At 47.8% G+C, this 20212-nt stretch carries 19 protein-coding genes; 5 read left to right on the forward strand and 14 right to left on the reverse strand.

Going from position 1 to position 20212, the window contains the following annotated elements:
* Positions 1-54: 54 nt before the first annotated feature.
* Entirely contained in the window at positions 55-576 is a 522-nt protein-coding gene (locus MKY28_RS17485; protein WP_076252508.1) for a hypothetical protein, read from the reverse strand.
* 167 nt (positions 577-743) lie between these two features.
* Between MKY28_RS17485 and MKY28_RS17490 the strand changes: the two genes are divergently transcribed.
* Together MKY28_RS17490 and MKY28_RS17495 are read left to right on the forward strand one after the other, a co-directional pair.
* The gene (locus tag MKY28_RS17490) at positions 744-1118 is read left to right on the forward strand and encodes a BlaI/MecI/CopY family transcriptional regulator (RefSeq protein WP_017689706.1); all 375 of its coding nucleotides are present in this window, start codon (positions 744-746) and stop codon (positions 1116-1118) included.
* A gap of 9 nt (positions 1119-1127) precedes the next feature.
* Positions 1128-2456, forward strand: coding sequence for a M56 family metallopeptidase (locus MKY28_RS17495; RefSeq protein WP_340936478.1), 1329 nt, complete (start codon positions 1128-1130; stop codon positions 2454-2456).
* Positions 2457-2555: 99 nt separating this feature from the next.
* Here the strand turns inward: MKY28_RS17495 and MKY28_RS17500 are convergent, their stop codons facing one another.
* From MKY28_RS17500 to MKY28_RS17510, 3 genes are all read right to left on the reverse strand, one after another.
* Positions 2556-3290 carry a YdcF family protein gene (locus MKY28_RS17500; protein WP_339188715.1) on the reverse strand — a complete coding sequence of 245 codons (735 nt, stop codon included), beginning with the start codon at positions 3288-3290 and terminating at the stop codon, positions 2556-2558.
* Positions 3291-3340: 50 nt separating this feature from the next.
* Positions 3341-3469 carry a nucleotidyltransferase family protein gene (locus MKY28_RS17505; RefSeq protein ID WP_143781264.1) on the reverse strand — a complete coding sequence of 43 codons (129 nt, stop codon included), beginning with the start codon at positions 3467-3469 and terminating at the stop codon, positions 3341-3343.
* 214 nt (positions 3470-3683) lie between these two features.
* Positions 3684-4529 carry an AraC family transcriptional regulator gene (locus MKY28_RS17510; protein ID WP_076252512.1) on the reverse strand — a complete coding sequence of 282 codons (846 nt, stop codon included), beginning with the start codon at positions 4527-4529 and terminating at the stop codon, positions 3684-3686.
* A 235-nt stretch (positions 4530-4764) separates the two neighbouring features.
* On the opposite strand from MKY28_RS17510, the gene MKY28_RS17515 reads away from it, so the two are divergent.
* On the forward strand, positions 4765-5295 hold the full coding sequence (locus tag MKY28_RS17515; protein ID WP_340032292.1) for a TetR/AcrR family transcriptional regulator: 531 nt from the start codon (positions 4765-4767) through the stop codon (positions 5293-5295).
* An 88-nt stretch (positions 5296-5383) separates the two neighbouring features.
* On the forward strand, positions 5384-6490 hold the full coding sequence (locus MKY28_RS17520; RefSeq protein WP_340936480.1) for an MFS transporter: 1107 nt from the start codon (positions 5384-5386) through the stop codon (positions 6488-6490).
* Between the two features lie 26 nt (positions 6491-6516).
* On the opposite strand, the gene MKY28_RS17525 is transcribed toward MKY28_RS17520, so the two are convergent.
* Positions 6517-7125, reverse strand: a complete 609-nt coding sequence (locus tag MKY28_RS17525; RefSeq protein WP_101313290.1) for a DUF1349 domain-containing protein — start codon at positions 7123-7125, stop codon at positions 6517-6519.
* 223 nt (positions 7126-7348) lie between these two features.
* On the opposite strand from MKY28_RS17525, the gene MKY28_RS17530 reads away from it, so the two are divergent.
* Positions 7349-7615: a SunI/YnzG family protein gene (locus MKY28_RS17530; protein ID WP_017689713.1), complete on the forward strand. Its 267-nt coding sequence runs from the start codon at positions 7349-7351 to the stop codon at positions 7613-7615.
* A 146-nt stretch (positions 7616-7761) separates the two neighbouring features.
* Here MKY28_RS17530 and MKY28_RS17535 read toward each other — a convergent pair whose 3' ends face one another.
* The 9 genes from MKY28_RS17535 to MKY28_RS17575 all read right to left on the reverse strand — a co-directional run bounded on the left by MKY28_RS17535 (position 7762) and on the right by MKY28_RS17575 (position 20147).
* Positions 7762-8751: a glycosyl hydrolase gene (locus MKY28_RS17535; RefSeq protein ID WP_340936481.1), complete on the reverse strand. Its 990-nt coding sequence runs from the start codon at positions 8749-8751 to the stop codon at positions 7762-7764.
* Between the two features lies 1 nt (position 8752).
* Positions 8753-9763, reverse strand: a complete 1011-nt coding sequence (locus tag MKY28_RS17540; protein WP_340936482.1) for a carbohydrate ABC transporter permease — start codon at positions 9761-9763, stop codon at positions 8753-8755.
* Positions 9764-9791: 28 nt separating this feature from the next.
* Complete coding sequence (locus MKY28_RS17545) at positions 9792-10691, reverse strand: carbohydrate ABC transporter permease (protein ID WP_340936483.1); 900 nt, start codon at positions 10689-10691, stop codon at positions 9792-9794.
* Positions 10688-13273 carry a DUF5696 domain-containing protein gene (locus MKY28_RS17550; RefSeq protein WP_340936484.1) on the reverse strand — a complete coding sequence of 862 codons (2586 nt, stop codon included), beginning with the start codon at positions 13271-13273 and terminating at the stop codon, positions 10688-10690. Before MKY28_RS17550 ends, MKY28_RS17545 begins: the two co-directional genes overlap by 4 nt.
* Before the next feature lie 14 nt (positions 13274-13287).
* Complete coding sequence (locus MKY28_RS17555; RefSeq protein WP_076209262.1) at positions 13288-13908, reverse strand: YIP1 family protein; 621 nt, start codon at positions 13906-13908, stop codon at positions 13288-13290.
* The gene (locus MKY28_RS17560; RefSeq protein WP_340936485.1) at positions 13889-15355 is read right to left on the reverse strand and encodes an NHL repeat-containing protein; all 1467 of its coding nucleotides are present in this window, start codon (positions 15353-15355) and stop codon (positions 13889-13891) included. The genes MKY28_RS17555 and MKY28_RS17560 overlap by 20 nt, the downstream gene beginning before the upstream one ends.
* Before the next feature lie 11 nt (positions 15356-15366).
* Positions 15367-16230, reverse strand: coding sequence for a carbohydrate ABC transporter permease (locus MKY28_RS17565; RefSeq protein ID WP_017689719.1), 864 nt, complete (start codon positions 16228-16230; stop codon positions 15367-15369).
* Positions 16231-16232: 2 nt separating this feature from the next.
* Positions 16233-17144 (reverse strand): carbohydrate ABC transporter permease, encoded by a 912-nt coding sequence (locus MKY28_RS17570; RefSeq protein ID WP_047842211.1) that lies wholly within the window; start codon positions 17142-17144, stop codon positions 16233-16235.
* Positions 17145-17219: 75 nt separating this feature from the next.
* Entirely contained in the window at positions 17220-20147 is a 2928-nt protein-coding gene (locus MKY28_RS17575) for an extracellular solute-binding protein (protein WP_340936486.1), read from the reverse strand.
* Between the last annotated feature and the right edge of the window lie 65 nt (positions 20148-20212).

Consider the following 20212-nt stretch of genomic DNA (forward strand, 5'->3'; position numbering starts at 1 on the left):
TGCATGCAAAATACAGATATTAGATTAACACCGCCGGTGACCCGTTGGTTTGATTTATTTCGCACCAAGAGCTGCGTACAAGCGATCCCGCTCTTCGATAGCCCATGCGTTTGCAGGGTTTTGTTCCAGCTGATATCGGAGTTCATCATAAAAATCATGGATCATGAATCCATCTGGCAGATTGCCAAGCATGGCTGTAAAGTTGTACTCGGGCAGTGTTCTCTTTCCTTCACTGATCTGCTTCAGCCAGTCCATCCACTTTGCAAGAGTAAGCACTTCCTCCTGCCATAACTCAGCCTGTAACCCAAGCGCATCCTGAAGTTGCTCGTACGCCAATGGATCGGCGAAGACCCGGCAGGCCTGAACAGCCAGTTCGTACAACTCGGTCACTGCACGGCGTACCTCATGCTCAAGTTCGACCTCCAAGCCTCCCATGTAATCCTGAACCTGGATGCCCTGTCCATCATCATATAATAGTGGTGCCTGCGCCAACAGGCGTACAATCTCTTCCATCGCTTGCATTGAAATTCGCTTCTGCTCATAGAGAGCAGGTAATTGATATGCTGTAATGATCATTCACTCCTACATCGTTCTTCTATTAATGACCTATATTATAACATGGTTTGGCAATCATCTATCAGGATAACTTGACTATCCACTACAAGTTGTAGTAGTTTATACGTACTACGTAGTGTAGTAATACGATCGTTATGGACGCATAACGATGTTAAGGAGTGTTCACTGTGAACCAGATTCAAAAATTATCCGAAACAGAAATGGAGTTAATGGTTGTTATATGGTCATGCGCCCCACCGGTCACCTCCACAGAACTATTAGACATATTTGCTGAGAAGGGGAAAGCGTGGAAAGCGCAGACCATGTCTACCTTTCTGTCACGGTTGGTGGATAAAGGCGCTCTTACCGTCACGAGACGTGGACGGACCAATGATTATGAGCCTCTTCTGAAACCCGAAGATTACAAACTACAGGAAACGCAGCATGTTCTTGATGGACTGTATCAAGGTTCAGTCAAGAATTTGGTTTCGGCCATGTATGACGGTGACAAGCTTTCAGACGATGACATTTCAGAACTGAAAAAATGGCTTTCGGAAAAGTAGGTGCAGATGATGAATATCTTTTTTGAGATTCTGTGCAGCCTGACCGTGGCGGGAAGTATCGTTTCTGTTTGTATTTTGGCACTACGACTTATACCCGTATCTGTCTTTCCGACCAAGTGGCTCTACAGACTCGGTAAACTGGCTATCTTGTTTTATCTGTTCCCGGTATCTCTTGGCCTTTCATGGCTTTTGGATATTGCATTCCAAACGACATCAACTATACCAGGTACGGAGAATGCAGCAGCTTCGGATGTACTTGCAGGAACGTTTATCCCGGAACAAACCATCTCGGTAACCACAGCCTGGTTCTTGTTATGCGTCTGGGGCATTGGAGTCATTGGTTTTTCTGCATGGCAGGTGTACTGTTATCGAAGATTTCTGAATGAATTATCTCGTACACGTACCCCAGTCCTCTGTCATAGTGAAGCAGCTGTACAGCTACCATTAATCAAAGAAGCTTTGGGTCTCAAACGTAATATCACGCTTGCTCACAGCACGCTAGTACGAAGCCCTATACTGGTTGGCTTGTTTAAACCCACGATATATCTGCCACCCGAAAATACGGTGAAAATGGACATCAGTATGGTAATTCATCATGAGTTGGTACATCTAAAACATAAAGATCTGTGGGTCAAAGCTTTGACCTTGGGGGTTAGTGCCCTGCACTGGTTCAATCCCCTGATTCATATGATTCGCAGGGACATTCATACCTGGAGCGAGTTGGCCTGTGACGAAGATGTGGTGAAAGAGATGTCCCACGAAGAACGCAGACGATATGGTGAGACAATTTTAAATGTGATGGCGGGAACCAAGAAAATGCCTGCTCAATTTTGTTCGTCCCTATCGGGTGAAGGCAAACAATTAAAAAGGAGATTGATGATTATGTTTAATGTAAAGAAACTGAAAAAGAAACATTGGATGTTAAGTATGGGAGCCCTCCTGCTTATTACAGGTGTAAGTACGTCCACCGCCGTATGGGCATCAAACCACACGGTTAAAGTGGAGGCTGAGGCTTCTGAAGCTGTGACTGTTCCTTCTACGGGTGGATCTTCTGAAATCGTAGCTTCTCCCAACAAGGTTGGAATTTCCGAAGCTGTAACTGCTCCTTCTACTTCCGAAACTCCTGAGATCGTGGCTCTCCCTGAGGATGAAGTTTCCGAAGCTGTGCCAGTTCCGTCTGCTACTGTACCTTCTACTACTGTTCCATCTACTACTGAACCTTCTGAGGCTAAAGTTGTAGAATCAGCCACTGTTCCTTTTACTGGTGAATCTCCTGAAATGGTAGCTCTCCCTGGGGATAAGGTTTCAGTAACTGTACCTGCTCCTTCAGAAAAATAACCTATCGTTAAGGAGCAATAGCCATCCTTATATGCAACAGGACGAAGCATAGATCATAGATCTCCGCTTCGTCCTGTTTGCTTTTTTCTGTCATGTGCATTAGATAAATGTTTTGATCGTAGCAAAATATTCACGGATCATGTTGACGGGTTTCAGATAACCCGGTGACGGGGCCGATATGCCGTATTCTGCTGCATAACCGTTCTTGGCAGCGATGTATTTGGAACGGAACATATGATAGTCACTGGTGACAATCATGATCTCAGGGTGCTCTAACCCGGATTCAAGAATGATTCTTTTGGAAAAGGCCAAATTCTCCTGTGTACTTGTGGAGCGATCTTCCATAATGACTTGGACGGGGTTAATCCCCTGTTCAATTAGATAGTTTTTCATGGCGAGCGCTTCAGGAATGGATTCTCCAGGTCCCTGCCCACCCGATACAATGACGGGTGTCTGAGGGTGGCTGCGAATGTAGTCCAAACTTGCATCCAACCTTTGTTTCAGGGTCAATGACAATTCCGTTCCACGGATGCCTGAACCCAGAATAATGACATAGTCTGCCTCATCCGGATCATTCGCACCGAGCTGTGTGAATACAAGGGCTTCGATAATGACAAAAGAGACGGCAGCCACGCTAATTCCGGTAAGGATAATCCGTTTCAGAATAACATGCTTCTGATAGTCAATCCGTCTTAGAACGATAAAAGCCACCGTGATCATTCCGAAAAACATGACTGGGAATCTTTGGCCCCAGAAGGCCAGGAACGCCACAAAACATGCCAACAGGACAAGATCAATGATCAGTCCATTTTTTTGTAAGAACTTTTTTATCAAATCCGTAGACACTCCTTCTTGTACCCACTATTCCGCAAATCACTTATTATTCAATAATTACGAATATATCCTGCACCTATGTAACTTTGAGGCAAATGGAGACTACGAACTCTCCGCAGGTCACGCATTAATTGCTCGTGTTGGATGATCGTCTGAATGAATGGGTTCTCATATAACATATCTGCCTCCTGCGGTTTACCTCGTTGTCCTCTTATTGCTGTTAACCTTCGTTCCAATATATCATGTTTACCTATCCGCAATAAAATGAACAACGCTTGAACATCCTCTGTACAACTTCGAATCTCTGATTCATCACAACCAAATAACCCATAAACAGCTTCGGTTATCCGAATGTTTATGGGCTACAATGATCGAGTTTGAAACGGTTAAAATTTATTTAATCGGTATCCAGATTTGTGGCGGTTGATTGGGCCCCGGATATACTTCCAGCTCCGGCATATATGCGTGCTCATACGGGTTGGATGGAAACCATTCCGAAATAATCCGTTTCCATAGAAGCTGCATACTCTCCGGCATCGGGCCTTCTACTTCAAATACACTCCATTTGGAAGCAGGCATAGTGAAGCTTGATAATCCTTCCGGTACTTCACCATCGTAAGTCGTAGCAATCCAGTATTGCATCTGTTTTTCCTGGATTTCGCTCTGATCCACAACGACGCCAAGTAACCCTGGAATATCCCTGTTGTTCAGTTCAAATAAACGATCCTCTGTACCGCTCGTCCACGCTTCCTGCCACATCTTTCCGATTCCTTGCAGATGTTCTCCATCTGCATATGAGAAAGTCTGCTCTACTCCGACCAACGTAAATTCGGGATGTTCAACGATTTTATATTTCATCGGTTCTGCTCCTTTTAGACTCACTTGAATCACCAGACGATTATACGATTGGATAGCGTTACCATTCTTACGAGCCTCACTGGGTGCGATCCCATGTTGTCTACGAAATGCTTTGGAGAAAGATTCCGGTGTGTCATAACCGTATTTAAACGCCAGATCAATGATTTTGTGATCACTTTGTAGAAGCTCATGTGCCGCCAGTGTCAATCGTCTGCGTTTTAGGTACTCGGCTACAGTAACATCCGTTAATAAGGCAAAGGTACGTTGAAAATGAAAAGGAGAGATATGGACCTGTGCTGCAATCTGCTCCATCGTCATATTTTCGAGCAAGTGGTCTTCCATATATTGAATAGCGACCTGTAATGCGTTGATCCAGTTCATGTAATAATCACTCCTTGATGTCTAATATAACGGATAAACCACCCAAAAACCTGTCATGTTGTGCTCTCATATGTCCGGTTAATGTGCAAAGACGTTGTTCATATAACGCCCTGCCCAGGCTTTGAACTAACCAAAGAAAAGGGGAGTCACAACATTTGACAATGTCTACGAATTATTATAGCCTACAAGTATAATGATCGTTCTATCTTATTTTGAAGGGAGAGTATCATTGAATATGAGCAGCAAAAAAGAAATGCTTTTGAACGTGGCTGAAGAATTATTCTACCTCCATGGCTTCCATTCCATCGGTTTGAAGCGGATTATCACGGATGCCGGGATTGCGATTATGACGCTATACAATCACTTTGAGTCCAAGGATGATCTCATTGTCCAGGTACTCTTGCGACGCGAACAGCGTTATTTAGAACAGCTCAGGCAATATGCAGACAATAAAGCACAACCTATGTTCCTCAATCTGGCTGAAGGACATGCAACCTGGTTGAAGGAACACGAATCAAGAGGTTGCTTATTTCTACGCGCCAAAGAAGAATTCGGAGGTCATGCAGATCATATCATCGTGCAGACAGTAAATGCGCACAAAAGACATATGCGAACTTTAATCCAAACATTGGCGCCTACTGCAAGTGATCGAGATCTATTGCGATTCTCCCTGCTGCTGGAGGGTTCCACTGCACTTGCTGAGACAGAAAATGTAAATAACGTCTGCCGTGAGCTGATCCATATGACGCAGACCAGTTTCAAGTAATGCTATTCCGGGTGAGTTAGTAGTTCAACTCACTTTTTTATTTAATGAGAAATATAATGATCGTTCTATCTAAAAGGCGGTGGATTTAATGAAAAAAATTATCTTTCCAGGCATTGCACTTATCGCTGTATGTTATGCATTCGGGCGATTCAGTTATGGATTGTTTATGCCGGAAATTTCGGAAGCCTTACAATTAAATGATGCAGCCTCTGGCGCGATTAACTCAGGAACGTATATTGCCTACTGTCTGTCCCTTCTAACTGCACCACTGTTGATTAATCGCAAGGGACATCATTATGTCATTCAATTGGCAGGGATCAGCGCAGTGCTCGGATTAACCGGCATCGCCTTGGCTCAGAATGCATGGGTTCTTACATTTAGTATATTTCTAGCAGGTTTGAGTACAGGCTGGGCCTCTCCAGCCCTCGGTAACACGGTTAATGCCGAGCTTGCTCCCGAGCTACAAGCAAGAGGCAACAGCTGGATTAACACAGGGACCAGCTTCGGAATTGTAATATCAGGTCCACTCTACTGGCTGTTCACGGATTACTGGCGTCTAACCTACATCCTGTTTGCTGTAATCGGTGTTGTGGTTCTTTTGTGGAACAGACGTGTTATTCCGGCAACCAAGACACTGCCTTGTACCAAGTCTCTCTGGACATGTATGAAACCTACCAGACCAGGGTCTGCTCTGCTCATGGCTTGTCTGTTGACAGGTTTCAGTTCTGCAATCTACTGGACCTTTGCCCGGAACTTCCTCACAGACGAGAAAGGGGCCTCCGATTCGGAAGCCGTGTTGTTCTGGATTGTGATGGGGGTTATGGGGATAATCGGTGGATGCGCTGGTCGCATTATTGAACGGTTCGAGATTGGGTGGTCCTACCGAATAGGCATACTGTTATTGGCTATTTCGCTCGGGGTTATCCTTCTGCCTTCAATGACTGCCAGTCTCATCTCTGCGATCATATTTGGCAGCACGTATATTTTCCTGACCAGTGTATTTATCGTTTGGGCGACGAGACTATTCAGTCCAAATGTGTCCATCGGAATTAGCCTTGCCTTTCTCGCGCTGGGTGTTGGGCAATTCCTTGGCTCATCTATGGCAGGTTATACGATCGAAGTGTTTTCCAATACAACGGCATTTCTGGCCTTTGCTATACTCGGTCTGTTCGGAATGTTAATTCGGGTGAAATAAATGACAGAACAACCTTCTGATCGCTGTTATTTTACCCGGCGGACACTTCCGGTCACTCCATGTTGAAGCTGTACGTCTGTAAAAGTAACCGTTGTCCCTTGTCCAATCGGGGATTGGGCCACAATGCCAACTTTGATCTCTTCCGGGCAGTCGAGTCCGAAATAACGAACCAGCTTCCACTTCTCTCCATCCTGAGAATAATGGAAAGCAAAGCTGTTGCCTGCCCGGGCTACACGTAAATAAGGCTTATTAACGTCTACAGGTGCTGATACACAATCATCCGAGTTACCACGAGTAACAACACTAAGAATGGACGGCTGTTCCTCAAAATACTCAAAGCAGACTTTAGCCCAATTCGTATCGTCCACCCTCACCATCAGGCACCCGGAGTCATACTGTTCTTTCATGTCCACCTGTACTTGAGTGACGATGCTGAAATCTCCCTTGACTATCGTATGTAAAAATGGAGCTGAAGCTTTCACCGGCTCACCTCCCGGATCAATGAAAAAGTCACTGATTGGCGAAACGGTTATCGTTACTTTGCCGTCTTCAATGGACCAATCTGCTGGCTCGTTCAGCCATCTCAGGTTGGCAGATAATGTTTGACCTGAACAATGTTCGAATAGATTCGTCATGTGGCACACCCTTTGTGTTGGAGTATAAGTTCTCTAATTTCTCTATTTGTATTCGATATATATCATGGTTAATCCTGTATGTTTTACATCAAGTTTCCATCCCTGATATCAGTTGACAGAGATCGTTACTCTTTATTATTAATAAGGTAATTTTATCCAAAATATGATAAACTGGACATACGAAATTACTTCAATAATATGAATCACAACAGGAGGTCATCCTATGTTTGGTGTTAACGTGAAAAAAGTAGAAGATCAACTGGTCATCCGGTGGCAGTTTTCCAAAATTGAAATTCCCATCACACATATCACATCGGTCACCCTGGATGATACGTACGGTGGAAGCGAACCATCCGCCATTCGGATCGGTCCAGTCAATGGCACAAGCGAGAGGATTCTGATCCGCACGGTTAATCAATCGTACATTTTATTCACTTCCAGCGTGACTTTACATACCAATATCCAAGCTATGTTACACCCGTCAAACTAGAGTGTTGCTCAACTTCTAATGTTTTAGGGGTCATGGATTCCACTTACATATGTGCGCTACCAACAAATGAAGCGTTAGTATTCGCATGAATTCTTACAGCGAATACTAACGCTTCATTGATTCCAATTCAAGTTGGAAGTGGGGTCTTATAGCCAACTCCACTTCGGTAACTGATCGAGCGTAATGACCTCTTTGCTATGGTACAATTCCTTCAAAAACGCCACATCATTATGCGTCCCGTCTCTCAGGAATCCACCTGTCCAGGTACAGAACCAACTCCAGTGTACATCCTGTTCCTTCATCTGCTTAGGGTCAGGGATGGAGCCGTTCTCGGCCAGTGCGATGATTTTGCCGTTCTGTACGAGCTCTCGCAGGTTGGTGTAATGTGCAGCCAACGGGCTGTGATCTCCTGCTTCAGGGTATACATCCACACTGACAATATCCACGACATCATCACCCGGATACCATTCCGGTTTTTCCGAGTTCCAGACCCAGATGAGATTGTGCAGCTGATGTTCTTGAACCAATCGATCATACAACAAACGATACAACTGTTTGGCAGGTTCGGGGCCTTTCGCTCCCCACCAGAACCAGCCACCCTCCGCTTCATGAAGTGGTCGAAATAATACAGGCACACCAGCATCCTTCAACTCTTGCAAGTGAAATGCAATCGCATCGATATCCCGAATCAATAACTGATATGCATCCGATTCAGTATCAGCCAGCGCGGAGGCAAGATCATAGGTGGTCGCATCCGTGTAAAACCCCCGCCACCACTCTTTACCTGGTTCATCGATCAGATCTGTCGGTGCATTCCAGTGCCAGCACAGCGTCACAATGCCACCTTGTCGGTGCCATGCAATCGCATCCCGGATCTCCTGGGAGACCGCGCCGCGCTCTGTTCTTGATGGCGAATATTCCATGAGATCAAAGCCAATCACAGCTGGTTTGCGGCCTGTGTTTTCATTAATCCAGTTCAGGTTGCTGTAGTCCTGCTGGCCTGACAACATCCCTTTTTGATAACGCTCGACCAGGAACGCCATCAGCTCTCGGGCTTCGGGAGTCGCTGCTTCATTCACCGGAACTCTGCTGATCTCACGCACTGTCATCTCTACACCTCCAATTGGATTTACCATGTTAACCCACTACACCGGAACGTTCAATACTCTCCACGAAGTAACGTTGCACGAACAGATACAGAATAATCAGCGGTGCAATAGCCAGCAAAATGCCTGTATCCACAATCATCGCCACATAGTTCGGGTCGGCCTTGATGCCCGAGTTCGAGCCAAAGCCCATCAGCTGCGGAATCAACTGGTTCGCCTGAGCAGGTAAGGAAGCCACCTTCAGCGAGATCAGTGGACTTTCACTCATGAATAATGCCGAATAAAATGTATCATTGTACTGCCATACAAACGAGAACAGAATGACCGTAATCAGCGGCGAGATTGCATTGGGTAACATGATACGGCCAAACGTTTTAAATCCACCTGCACCGTCAATCAGTGCGGCCTCCTCGATTTCCTTTGGCATGCCCTTGAAGAACTGACGGAAAATATAGATGAACAGCCCCGCCTTCAGCCCTCCCGCTGTAGCAGCCGTAATCATGGAAGGCCAATACGTATTGAGCAGATTGATGCCATTCTTTCCCGAGAACAACTGGATAATGCCGAGAAAGTCAAAGCTGCGGAAATGCAGATACATCGGCACCATGAGCGTGCTTGTTGGCACCAGAATCGTAAGAATCACCAGCACAAAGAGCACATTACTACCCGGAAACGAAAATCGGGCGAAGCCGTATCCGGCAAGTGCACAGGATATCGCTGTCAGAAGCGTTGTGATGGTAACGAACAATAACGTGTTCGCCAGCAGAGGCAGGTAATCCATCACTTGCGCCGCTAGCCGGATATTATCCAGCGTAAAATGCTGAGGAATCATATAAATCGTTGGATTGTAGATATCCTGTTTATCCTTGAATGCAACTGACACTTTGAGAAATAGCGGGTACAAAATAATAAATGAAATGCCGATGACCAGTGCATATCTGAATATGGAATAGAGAAGGTCCGATGTTTTGTTTCGCACCCGATGCATGTGATAATTCTGCTTCGGAACTACCACCATGCGATCTGTCCCTGATGCAGCCATAATCTGAAGCCTCCCTTAATGTTAACCGTCAGTTGTAGTGAACCCGCCGTGACAGCACCCAGCCTACTACGATCAGGACAAGACCAATCACCAGTGTGTACAGCCAGGACATCGCCGAGCTTAAGCCAAAGTTCTGGGTTTTGAATGCGGTTTGGTAGATGGCCTGTGTGACTGGACTCCCCGCAAATGAATCAATGATCGTATAGATGACATTTGTCAGAATCAACGGACTGACCATGGGAAATGTAATTTTCCAGAATGATTCATAGGCTGTCGCCCCTTCGATCTTTGCAACCTCATACATCGATCCCGGTACCGATTGCAGTGCAGCGAGGAAGATCAGAATCTGGACGCCAGAGCTGCTAATAATCTCATAGATCCGCATGATGGCTTCTACAATGTAATCCACATAGGCCATCGGCAATCCCACATCCGCCAGCATCCGCACAATGGACACCACATTGAACGAAGCACCGCCTTCGGCTGATGCATCCACCGCACTTGCATCCCCCATCAGATTGATTAATCCCGCAGACTCAGCTGCTGCAACTGCACTGGAAGCCAAAATAACCGGCAGGAAAAAGATCGCACGTGCCATCGTTCTGCCTCTGAACTTCTGGTTGAGCAGTGTCGCCGTGAACAGACTGAAGAACAGAATCATCGGCACATTCAGTAGCATCGCTCCTACCGAGTCGACCAGAATCCGGTTGAATGTAGCATCAACCAGAAGTGCATCCTTGAAATTTTTAAATCCAACGAAGTCCAGAACGTACCCGCCCGGAGCAACGGACAGATTACTCAAACTGAACCGAATCGATTGCAGGAGTGGTGTGGCAAAGAGGAAGATGAAACCGAGCAGCCACGGAGAAATAAATGCAAGTCCAAGCAACGCTCTCCGTGACTTCAGCGATAATCGAATGGTTCTCATCGGTTCACTCCTCCCACCACATAATCCGTCCCGCCAACCGTTGTTCCATCCACGGTTACTGCATCCGCATTGTAATTCACAAGGATGGATGTACCGCCAGTATAGATGATCCGGACCACGCCATCCTGAATGCGTTTATGCTTGAGAATCTGCTCATTCGCCAGATTTCCCAGCACTTCATTGGCCTGCTTATACAAGGCAACAGCGTCATCCACCCAATATGCATACTCCGTCGCATAGGCCGAATCATAATTCGTCAGCTTCAGCCTGGATGATGGTTCATAGGTCCATTGAAAATATGGAGCTGCCCCAAACTCCAGGCTGCGCAGCAACTGTTTGCGGAGATCCTGATCCCCCGACGTATTCATCGGAGATGCCGCATAGTTCATGTATCCATGAATGACCATCGCATAAAAAGGAACTTCTTCATCGGTAATATTGAACCGACTCGATCCTGCGGGCACATTTACAACATGTTGCGCACTTCCCCAAGCGTAGCTATTTGCAGCAGATATCATCAGGTTCGGATAGGACTGTTCCAGCTTGCCCAACTGCTCCTTCACAATGTTCTTCGCCGTCTCCCGATGAATCACCCGACTATCCCGATAATCGGAAGTCAGGACCTGCCCGAGATCACGAAGGGATAATCCGCCGAGATCCAATTTATTGAATTTGTCAGCAAACTCACTCACTACATAAGGAAGCTTGGCCGCTGAGAGCAAATAATAGCTGTCCCTACTCTGATCCATGCGATTAAGTGCAGGATTGTACGGATACAATTCTGCTGTCTCCTTTGTTACAAACCGCGCTGCATCCGAGGAAGGAGCAAAGCGCATATCATCGTGATAAATGTGCTGGAAAGCCACATCCGGGAACAGTGCTCCACCCGACTGCTCCAGCTTGGTGGACAACGCCTGCAGTTCGGAACGACTGCCCACTTCACTGTCCAACTTCACCTGGGTTGGCGTATGATGACTGATGCCACCGCCAAACCATCCTTGATACCGCATTTGTACACGTTCAACACCATCCTGCTGTAACTTTGCTGCCATTTCTGTAGCCTGTTCGTACGTGGTCATGGCTAAGGTGGTTCGATAGGGCACACTCAGGAACGAAGCCTTTTTGTCCACTGCACCAAGCACATCTACATAAAACGGCAACTCCGTCTGTTCTGCGAGCGGCTTCAATACATCCTGCTCGATCAACTGCTGCTGATACAGGCGGGCCATACCCGAGTAACTGGCATCTTCTCCATGAAGGAAATGATAACGGACCTGAATATCTCCACGGAAAGGCTCTTCGCTAAGCAGCTGGATCTCCTGCATTTTCTGCGAGGTGTACATCTCCAGCTCATCCTCCCCGCGCAGGGAGAAGGTCGCGTGTACATGGTTGTAGCTATTCTGTCTGCCTCCAATATCCGCAGAGATACTGGCAATACCGTCCCCTTTTTCAATCACCGCAAACCAGGCATTCTCCCCGTTCTTCAGACCAAACACAGGCATATACGCGGATTCACTAACCTGAGGACGACTGAGCGAATTATCATTGGGGTCTGCGCCGTACACGCGCTGTACATACTGCTCTTCCTGGGTTTTCCCGTTGTTTAGGTGGATCAGGCTGCCGGAACCGTCAGGTACGAGCATGTAACCCTCGCCCTTTGTATCCGCAGCGCCGAAGTAAGCGAGCAAATCAATATTCCGAATGCGGTATTGCCCACTTTCTTCTATTTGGCTCAGAGGCACGGTCACAACGAGTGCCCCCTGCTCAAGTCGATATTCCACAGAAATGACGAAGCTCGGCTTATCCGACACACCTCCGCCTTCGACTCCATTCTCCTGATTGTCAAAAGCCAGATCGTCCGCCGTATACCCCGCCGTCTCAAAGGCACCCAGCATCTTATTCAGCACAAGTTGCTTCGAGATCTGTCCATCCAGCCGCTCCAGAATATCCGGATTGTTCTTGGTTGGATAATATCGGGCAGATGTGTATCTTGCGACAGTAGCATCCAGCTTGGAAAGAACCTTCTCCTCCAGTCGCTGTTTGCTAATCAACTTCGGCAGCGCATCAATGCCAAGTGATGTATCCCCAAGGGTATAATTCACCCGTATCCCTTGATCGATCTGCCCCACAGTGAATTGTTTGTTGCTGATACTGGAACTGAAATTCGGAAAGTTCTCCAGTGTGCCCATCGCATCCCGGAAAGACACATTCAACTGGGAGGACAGCACCTCTTTTTCATATGCGGAAGCAAGACCGTCCTCAGCCCGTTCTTTCGGGTTGCTGTACCAGATCTCTCCACTTTTCCCGTCACGTACTGCAATTTCCGTTGTCTCCTCGTTATAGTACAGGGCGAGTCTCTGATCTTCAGCGACCAGTTGCATACCAGGCACACCCTGCGAGGAGTCGCTAAGGAACTGCAACGGGTCCTCCGTGACGGGCATGGCTTTGGTTGTCGTATCCAGATAAGCCGCGGCTTCTACGGCAGGAATCCCCCTGTTGTTTATATACAGCAGCCCGGCTGCAATCATGATTACAGCTGCACCACCAGCCAGCACCGTATATAATCGTTGCCTTTTGTTCACGGATGCCGCCTCCTTTAGGTCCGAAAAATCAACTCGCGGTAAATGTTATAACCGAATTCGTACAGCTGTTGCAGCATGCTGAAGACCAGTGCGCCAAGGAATACAATAATGCCCATCACAATGAGCGTCAGCACCATCGTAATGATTGTTCTAATCACCGTGTACTGGTGTACCGTCATCATGCCAATGAACAGAAGCAGTACAAACCAGAAGAACGCAATACTATTGAACAGATAATAAAAAGCAGTCTCCTCCTGCACCATAAAACGGCTGATCACGATCATTGGGGCATAGATCAGAATAACCGGAATGAGCGAGTAACCTGTCGCCAGAACGATTTCCTTGAACTTGCCTTCCCCTTCCATCAAAGTTGTTACCGCCCAGTTGGCCATGCACCATAGAAAGAAAGGTACTGCAACCGTGGCGATTTCGATGATGCTGTTAATCGTACGAGGATCGATGTAATTAACGAGAAATCCTGCGTACTGCTTTTGCAAAATCATCATAACAATGGTAAGCGCCAATGCTGCAAAAGCAACAAACAGCCGTCCCCGGTTATCTGACTTGAGGTCCCAGAATGCATCAATGGGGTGAAAAATGAGATGCAGCGGAAACTTAATGAAATCCTGCTTCACGATCAACCTGCCTCCTCCGTCTCCATTTAACCGTCACCCGGGTCAGGATCAGAATGACAATCAGCGCGATTACAGCGGTCAGGAATGTACCAAAATGTTCCTTCATCATCTCCCGCCGATGCCTCTTGAACGCCACAGAATAACTCTTGCGGTCCATTCCAAGTTCGAAGTAACTTAGCGCTTCCTCGTTTTTCTTCTCCATTAATAAGGACTTGCCGATACCGATATAAGCGATGTCATAGTTGGCATTCAGCTTCAGCACTTCTCTCCATATATTTACGGCCTCCGTGTCCTCGCCCCGATAGTGGAGTGCCACCGCTTCATTCACACGGGCACCAAAACGGGTTGGCTCATAGACAACAAGGTTGTTCTTGCCCCGATCCAGAACCAAGTGATGCTCACCAGATTGTTCAATCGCGACAGGTGTTTTGAGCGTGCCCACCTGATTTCCTTTGCCACCGTATATGTAGAGCAGATGACCTTCATCGTCGTACGTGAACACCCGGTTCTGTGTCGCATCCAATACACTGTACATGCCGTCGCCCAGCACTTTCACATCGATCAGTTTGGATGGACCCGGATTGTTGCGGAACCGGATATCACCTTTGACGTCGTAATAACCAAACCGCTTCAGTACATCTTCACCAGACGGATTCAGCCGTTTGATCGGTTCATTTGAGCCGGGATCAATATTCGTTGCATACACAAATCCTTTGTGGTCAATATCCGCATTGGAGAACTCCGTTGGAACAAAGAGAACCATCTGTGCGCGCTGGGCTTTGGTGGATAACATGCGCCAGATATATTCGCCGTAGTCCCGCTCCACTTTGTTCGTACCGACGTATCCGATAAATTTCCCACTCTCGTCAAACTGCATAATCCCTTCGTAGACCCCCTGCGCCACAACATACACTCGGCCTACATGGTCCACCGTCAGCTTCAAAGGCTGGAACTGGAATTGGGTCGACAGGATATCCGACTCGGGCTTCGTGATGGTTTGAATCAGTGTCCCTTCTCCATCCAGGACAACCACACGACCGTTGCCTGTATCGGCGACGTATATGCGTTCTTGCTCATCCACGAACAATCCGCCCGGAAGGTTGAAGGTCTCCTTGCTACCATCCATCATGAATCCATCAATGACGCGCAGCAGCTTAAAGCCTGGGTCCAATACAACAATTCGGCTGTTGCCACTATCCAAAATATAGATCAACCCGGAAGGTGAAACATTCACATCACCAGGGTCTTTAAACTCACTAATGCCGAGATCACGGCCTGATATGGTACGCTCGGGCAGATAGGCATCTGGTGAAGGAACAGCCTCTTTCCAGTAGTTGTAGTTATAACTCTCATACGGCGCCGGGGAGGCCGCCGCAGGCACGGCATTCACCAGCAGCAGAGATACTGCCGCCAGGAGAACAAGCCATCTTTTCACTGTGCGTGCCATATCGTTCCCCCTTAATCCTTCATGCCCGAGCTCGCCATCGTCTCAATGATTCGGCTCTGAGAGAAAATAAATAGCGTGATCGGCACACTCATCAAAATCAGTGCTACCGCAGCACCCGCTCCTGCCCGGGATATTCCGCCCTGAATAATCTGCCCTGCTGCATAATGCAGGGTCTTGAGCTGTTCACTATAGATGTATCCATTGCCATCACTGCCCCATAACATCTGGAACAGCAGTATGATCAATGTCAGCCAAGCTGGTTTCACATTGGGCATGACAATGGACCAGAAGATCCGGTATTCACTGGCACCATCAATCTTGGCCGCTTCCAGCAGCGCATCCGGGATCTGCTCCATGAACTGTTTCATCAGATACAACCCGAGTGAATAGGCAAATGCCGGAATAATGACGGCCCAGTAGGTGTCGATCCATCCGAGCCATGACATGATCATATAGTTCGGAATTGCCGTTACCGCAGGTGTGAACATCAGTGACAGTACGACCACTTGGAACATGAATACTTTGCCCGGAAACTTGTGTTTGGCAAGTGGGTACGCCGCTGCGGAAGCTAGCAGTACATGGCCTACGATACCGATGCCTGTAATAAATACCGTGTTGAATATATAACGTGAGAAAGGCACCCACGAGTCACTCAGCAGGTTCAGCAGATCTGTAAAGTTGCTGAACGTCGGATTTTTGACAAACAGCGTTGGTGGAAAGGTAAAAATCTCATCCAATGGTTTAAATGCATTGTTGATCGCATAGATCAGCGGCAGCACCATGAAGGCACCAAATACGAGCAGAAGGGCAAACAGGGAGAGGCTTCCCGATAGCGAGCGATTCACCCGCTTTTTGCCTGTCGCAATTGCAGCCATAGCTATTCTCCCACCCTTCGAAGCAGTTTCTGGACCAGCAAGTTGGTGCCCACCATAATCATGAACAGCACGGTGGCAATTGCTGATGCATACCCCATCTCAAACCGCGTAGTACCAAAGTCGATCAAATGGGTCACCACAGTCTCTGCTGCATAGTTCACACTTGGGAACCCGGCCAGCGCGATCGACACATCGGCCACGGCAAACGAGGTTGTGAGCTGAATGACTGCGCCGAACATCAACTGTGGACGCATCGAAGGCAGGGTAATGTACCATAGTTCCTGCCAGCGATTTTTGATCCCATCCACCGCTCCCGCTTCGTACAATGTCCGGTCCACCGTCTGCAAACCAGCGATAAACGCAAGAAATCCGGTTCCGAGACTCAGCCATAGCTGCACGAGAATGAGAATAGGCATAATGTAGGCTTCCGTCTTCAGCCACTGGATTGGCTCCAGCAGAAAACCCCATTTGATCAACAACCCATTCGCAATGCCATAACGATCTCCCGAGAAGATCATCAGCCAGATAAAATACACATTGCCCGAGATGGAGGGCGCGTAGAAGATCAGCGTCATGAACGCTCTCCATTTCGGTGTTAACTCATTAATGATCCACGCGAAGACAAAGCAGGCAATATAACTGATCGGTCCGGTAATGATGGCAAACAGCAGCGTATTCTTGATCGCAATCAGGAATACATCATCCTCCAGAAACAGGCGAGTATAGTTCTGCCAGCCAATAAAACGCGGGAATTCCAGCATGTTAAAGTAGGTGAAGCTGAGTATGATCGAGATGACAACCGGAATCACGGTAAACATGAGGAACAGGAGCATATAAGGTGCAAGCAGAACATAGGAATGTTTGCTGGCCTTCATTTCCTGGAGCTTCCAGCTCCACCACGATTTCATGCCCATCCTTGACGCTTTCTCAGGAGGACTGTTTTGTCCGTCTCGGAGTGATATTTGTGGCACGATTAACCCTCCCTCTGCTTACGGAAGACCAAATTCATTACGTTTGACGCGAATCTCGTCCTGAATATATTGGGTATAATCCATGATGGATTCCCTGGCTTCCACTTGGCCAACAACGGTTTTGTAAAATGCATTGAATAGATGGCGGCCTGTAAAATAACCACCGGGTACTTCAGGAATGCCCTTCACCGTTTCGAATTGTGCCTTGAGATTGGCGTAATCCTCCGCAGGCCACGGCAGGGAATCCAGCGCCTTGATGTTGGCCGTTGGATAACGGGCAGCGGCACCCATCAGCCCTTCCATCTCCCGCCCGAATTCAGCTTGAATCGGTGTACTGGTCCACCACTTCATGAACTCCCACGCCGCATCCTGATCCTTGGCACCCTCCAGCATCATGACTGCGCTGCCTCCACCCGGTACGTCCCGATTCAAGGTACCATCTGCTTGAACGGTTCCCGGGACAGGAACGAATCCCCATAGTCCGCGAATCTCCGGTGCAAATACGGACAATTGGTTGTACATGGTGTAATCCGTTAGTCCGATAGGCATCTGTCCTGTCCGGAAACGGTTGGCAAAATCATATTCCCGCTCTAACTTGTAATCGGTATAGAACTCCGTCCACTGCTTGAACGTCTCAATTCCGATCCTTGAATCCAGATCCGACTCCTTGTCATCGTTACGATAGAAGGCACCGCCGTTCTGAAGCAGCATCGTGGCATACTGCGAGTTCGGCGGAATATTGACACCTTGCATATTCGCCTGGGTCACAATCGGCATACCAAATTCCATATGATTCTTGCTCAGAATCGCGAGCAGAGCTTCGACATCCTCCCAGTTCTGAGGCACTTCAAGTTCGAGTTCTTCGAGCACGTCTTTACGATAAAACAGCATGTTAAAGGTTTGTGTTTCCGGCAGGGCATATACGCCTGAATCATAGGCATACGGCACGATTGCACTTTCCCTGAACTCCCGTTCCACGGTGCTATAATCACTGAATTGCGTCAGATCTACAGCCGAGTTCCGCATCGCAAAGTTCACCGGCAGATCATTACCTATCTGCATCGCTACATCCGGTCCTTCACCAGACAAGGTCGCTGGCAGCAAGGTTCCCATATTCACCAGCTTCAGATTGACGTTAATGCCACTGTCTGGTGTGAAGGTCTTGTCAATCATCGCTTTCATCGTATTCGCCTGGTCACGTCCGCTACCAATCCAGACGGTTACCGTACGCTGATCTTCAGATGTAGCTACATTACCAATCTGGTTATAATCAATGAAGAACGAATGATAGAATATCTTCGCTTCATGACCAAGCTTGGCAAGTGGCCCCATACCTGTTCCAGGAATATCGCGGTCAATCGAAGTGACGTACAGTGCATCGATTTCAAGGGGCTGCTCTCGTGCCTGCTGCACCCATGTGCCGAGACCGCCTGTATTGGTTTTATAAGCCGCAAGCCGTCTTGGAATGGTATCTGGCTTGTCAATCATCTCGTCCAGTTGCAGCGCCATCGTCTTAATCAGTGCTTCCTGATCGCTGGACTGTCCTGACAGAAGACGAAGCTGTGCGGCCACGTCCTTGAGACGTTTACTTTCTCCGCTGAATACTTCCAGCAGGTTCGGAATCTGTTTTTCCACCCGGTAATCACGGAATTCATCAGGCTTGGTGCCTGTAATCATCAGAATACGTCGGTACATGGAGTTCAAGTTGTACAGACTGTCCTCCACATTGCGGATAAGCGGTGCGAAGTCCCCGAGGCTGTTCTCCAGCCGCAGCACATGTTTTCCTTTTTCCATGTGAAACTTGTATGCTTCCTTGCCGCCCATCACGTCAATACGATAGTCACTTTGATAACGGAAAGGTGCTTTCGCCATCTCTGCAAACGGAACTTCACCATCGATGGTCAGTTTGCGTGTAGAATAGATGCCTTTGACAAAATTCTGCTGAGCGGTAAAACCGATATGATACAGTCCACTTTCCGGCACATCCACTTCCCATTCAATCCATTGTCCTGGCAGACGCCAATTAAAGCCGCCAATCGTATTGATGCGTACCTGGGAAGCGCTATAAGGAGATACAGCAGAACTTGACCTTTCGCTGGTCGGGTATAACGTAGGTGAAGATTTGGCAATCGCGGCTTCTCCTTCAATGCGAATCAGTACATCCTTCGGCTGCCCAGAGGAGTCCGATTGTTGTGCCCCTGCAGTCTCTGTGTAAGGAACAGCTGTCTTCTCATTGAAAAGACGAATGGACCGAATCACCATGGGTTCACGCGATGATTTTAGCGTTAGCGTGTGTTCCCCTTTTTCCAAATAAAACTTGAATGGAGTCTGTTCGTACCCGTCGGAGTCCTGAAACGTTTCTTCCAGCCAGCGTGGTTGCTCCACTTGTCTCGGGCGAAGGTCATTGCCTTGGTTATCCTGTTCAACGACATCTTTCTCATTCGCCCATACCCGGTCAAACTGCAAATAGGCGGCTTCCGCAAAAGGAAGTTCACCATCAATGTACAATGCACGCTCAATGGCCGAACTCTTGCCTTCAACGGGATAATAGGTAGCGGACAGGTTATACAGCCCGGTCTCCGGCACGTTAATGGTCCAATCAACTTGTCCGGTCTCTCCGGTATGGAGAGATACACCATCCATTCCCTCATAATTAGTCAGTTTGCGGACGTCTTCACCTTCGGCTTTTATGTAATCTCCTGCTTCAATGGTGATGTCCACATTCGGCTGTGTAGCCTGATCCGTTCCGGATCGATACTGTTCGTATCCCTTTTTCTGCCGGGTCTGCTGCAAGACTGCATCCACTTCAATGGCAGGCAGACTGCCAGGTGGAATGTTTGCACTCTTTCCATCAGCGCCGGAAGTTACATATAGAATGATGCAGGCTGCCGCCACGATGATTACTGTGGACAATATCCATGTCTTACGTTGTAGAATTCCAGCCATCCTACGAGTCCTCCTCATCAAGGCTGATGCCAGCAATGCCGATTTGGTGGTTCAGGAAAAGGGGC

This window comes from Paenibacillus sp. FSL R5-0473 (genome assembly GCF_038004565.1).
Classification (GTDB): Bacteria; Bacillota; Bacilli; order Paenibacillales; family Paenibacillaceae; genus Paenibacillus; species Paenibacillus amylolyticus.

What these genes read in the sequence shown, in the direction of transcription:
- MKY28_RS17570 (WP_047842211.1), bottom strand. Translation starts at nt 17,144, where the DNA reads ATGGGCATGAAATCGTGGTGGAGCTGGAAGCTCCAGGAAATGAAGGCC.
- MKY28_RS17525 (WP_101313290.1), bottom strand. Translation starts at nt 7,125, where the DNA reads ATGACGAATCTATTCGAACATTGTTCAGGTCAAACATTATCTGCCAAC.
- MKY28_RS17560 (WP_340936485.1), bottom strand. Translation starts at nt 15,355, where the DNA reads ATGGCACGCACAGTGAAAAGATGGCTTGTTCTCCTGGCGGCAGTATCT.
- MKY28_RS17515 (WP_340032292.1), top strand. Translation starts at nt 4,765, where the DNA reads ATGAGCAGCAAAAAAGAAATGCTTTTGAACGTGGCTGAAGAATTATTC.
- MKY28_RS17485 (WP_076252508.1), bottom strand. Translation starts at nt 576, where the DNA reads ATGATCATTACAGCATATCAATTACCTGCTCTCTATGAGCAGAAGCGA.
- MKY28_RS17565 (WP_017689719.1), bottom strand. Translation starts at nt 16,230, where the DNA reads ATGGCTGCAATTGCGACAGGCAAAAAGCGGGTGAATCGCTCGCTATCG.
- MKY28_RS17495 (WP_340936478.1), top strand. Translation starts at nt 1,128, where the DNA reads ATGAATATCTTTTTTGAGATTCTGTGCAGCCTGACCGTGGCGGGAAGT.
- MKY28_RS17540 (WP_340936482.1), bottom strand. Translation starts at nt 9,763, where the DNA reads ATGGCTGCATCAGGGACAGATCGCATGGTGGTAGTTCCGAAGCAGAAT.
- MKY28_RS17530 (WP_017689713.1), top strand. Translation starts at nt 7,349, where the DNA reads ATGTTTGGTGTTAACGTGAAAAAAGTAGAAGATCAACTGGTCATCCGG.
- MKY28_RS17520 (WP_340936480.1), top strand. Translation starts at nt 5,384, where the DNA reads ATGAAAAAAATTATCTTTCCAGGCATTGCACTTATCGCTGTATGTTAT.
- MKY28_RS17575 (WP_340936486.1), bottom strand. Translation starts at nt 20,147, where the DNA reads ATGGCTGGAATTCTACAACGTAAGACATGGATATTGTCCACAGTAATC.
- MKY28_RS17545 (WP_340936483.1), bottom strand. Translation starts at nt 10,691, where the DNA reads ATGAGAACCATTCGATTATCGCTGAAGTCACGGAGAGCGTTGCTTGGA.
- MKY28_RS17510 (WP_076252512.1), bottom strand. Translation starts at nt 4,529, where the DNA reads ATGAACTGGATCAACGCATTACAGGTCGCTATTCAATATATGGAAGAC.
- MKY28_RS17535 (WP_340936481.1), bottom strand. Translation starts at nt 8,751, where the DNA reads ATGGTAAATCCAATTGGAGGTGTAGAGATGACAGTGCGTGAGATCAGC.
- MKY28_RS17505 (WP_143781264.1), bottom strand. Translation starts at nt 3,469, where the DNA reads ATGTTATATGAGAACCCATTCATTCAGACGATCATCCAACACGAGCAA.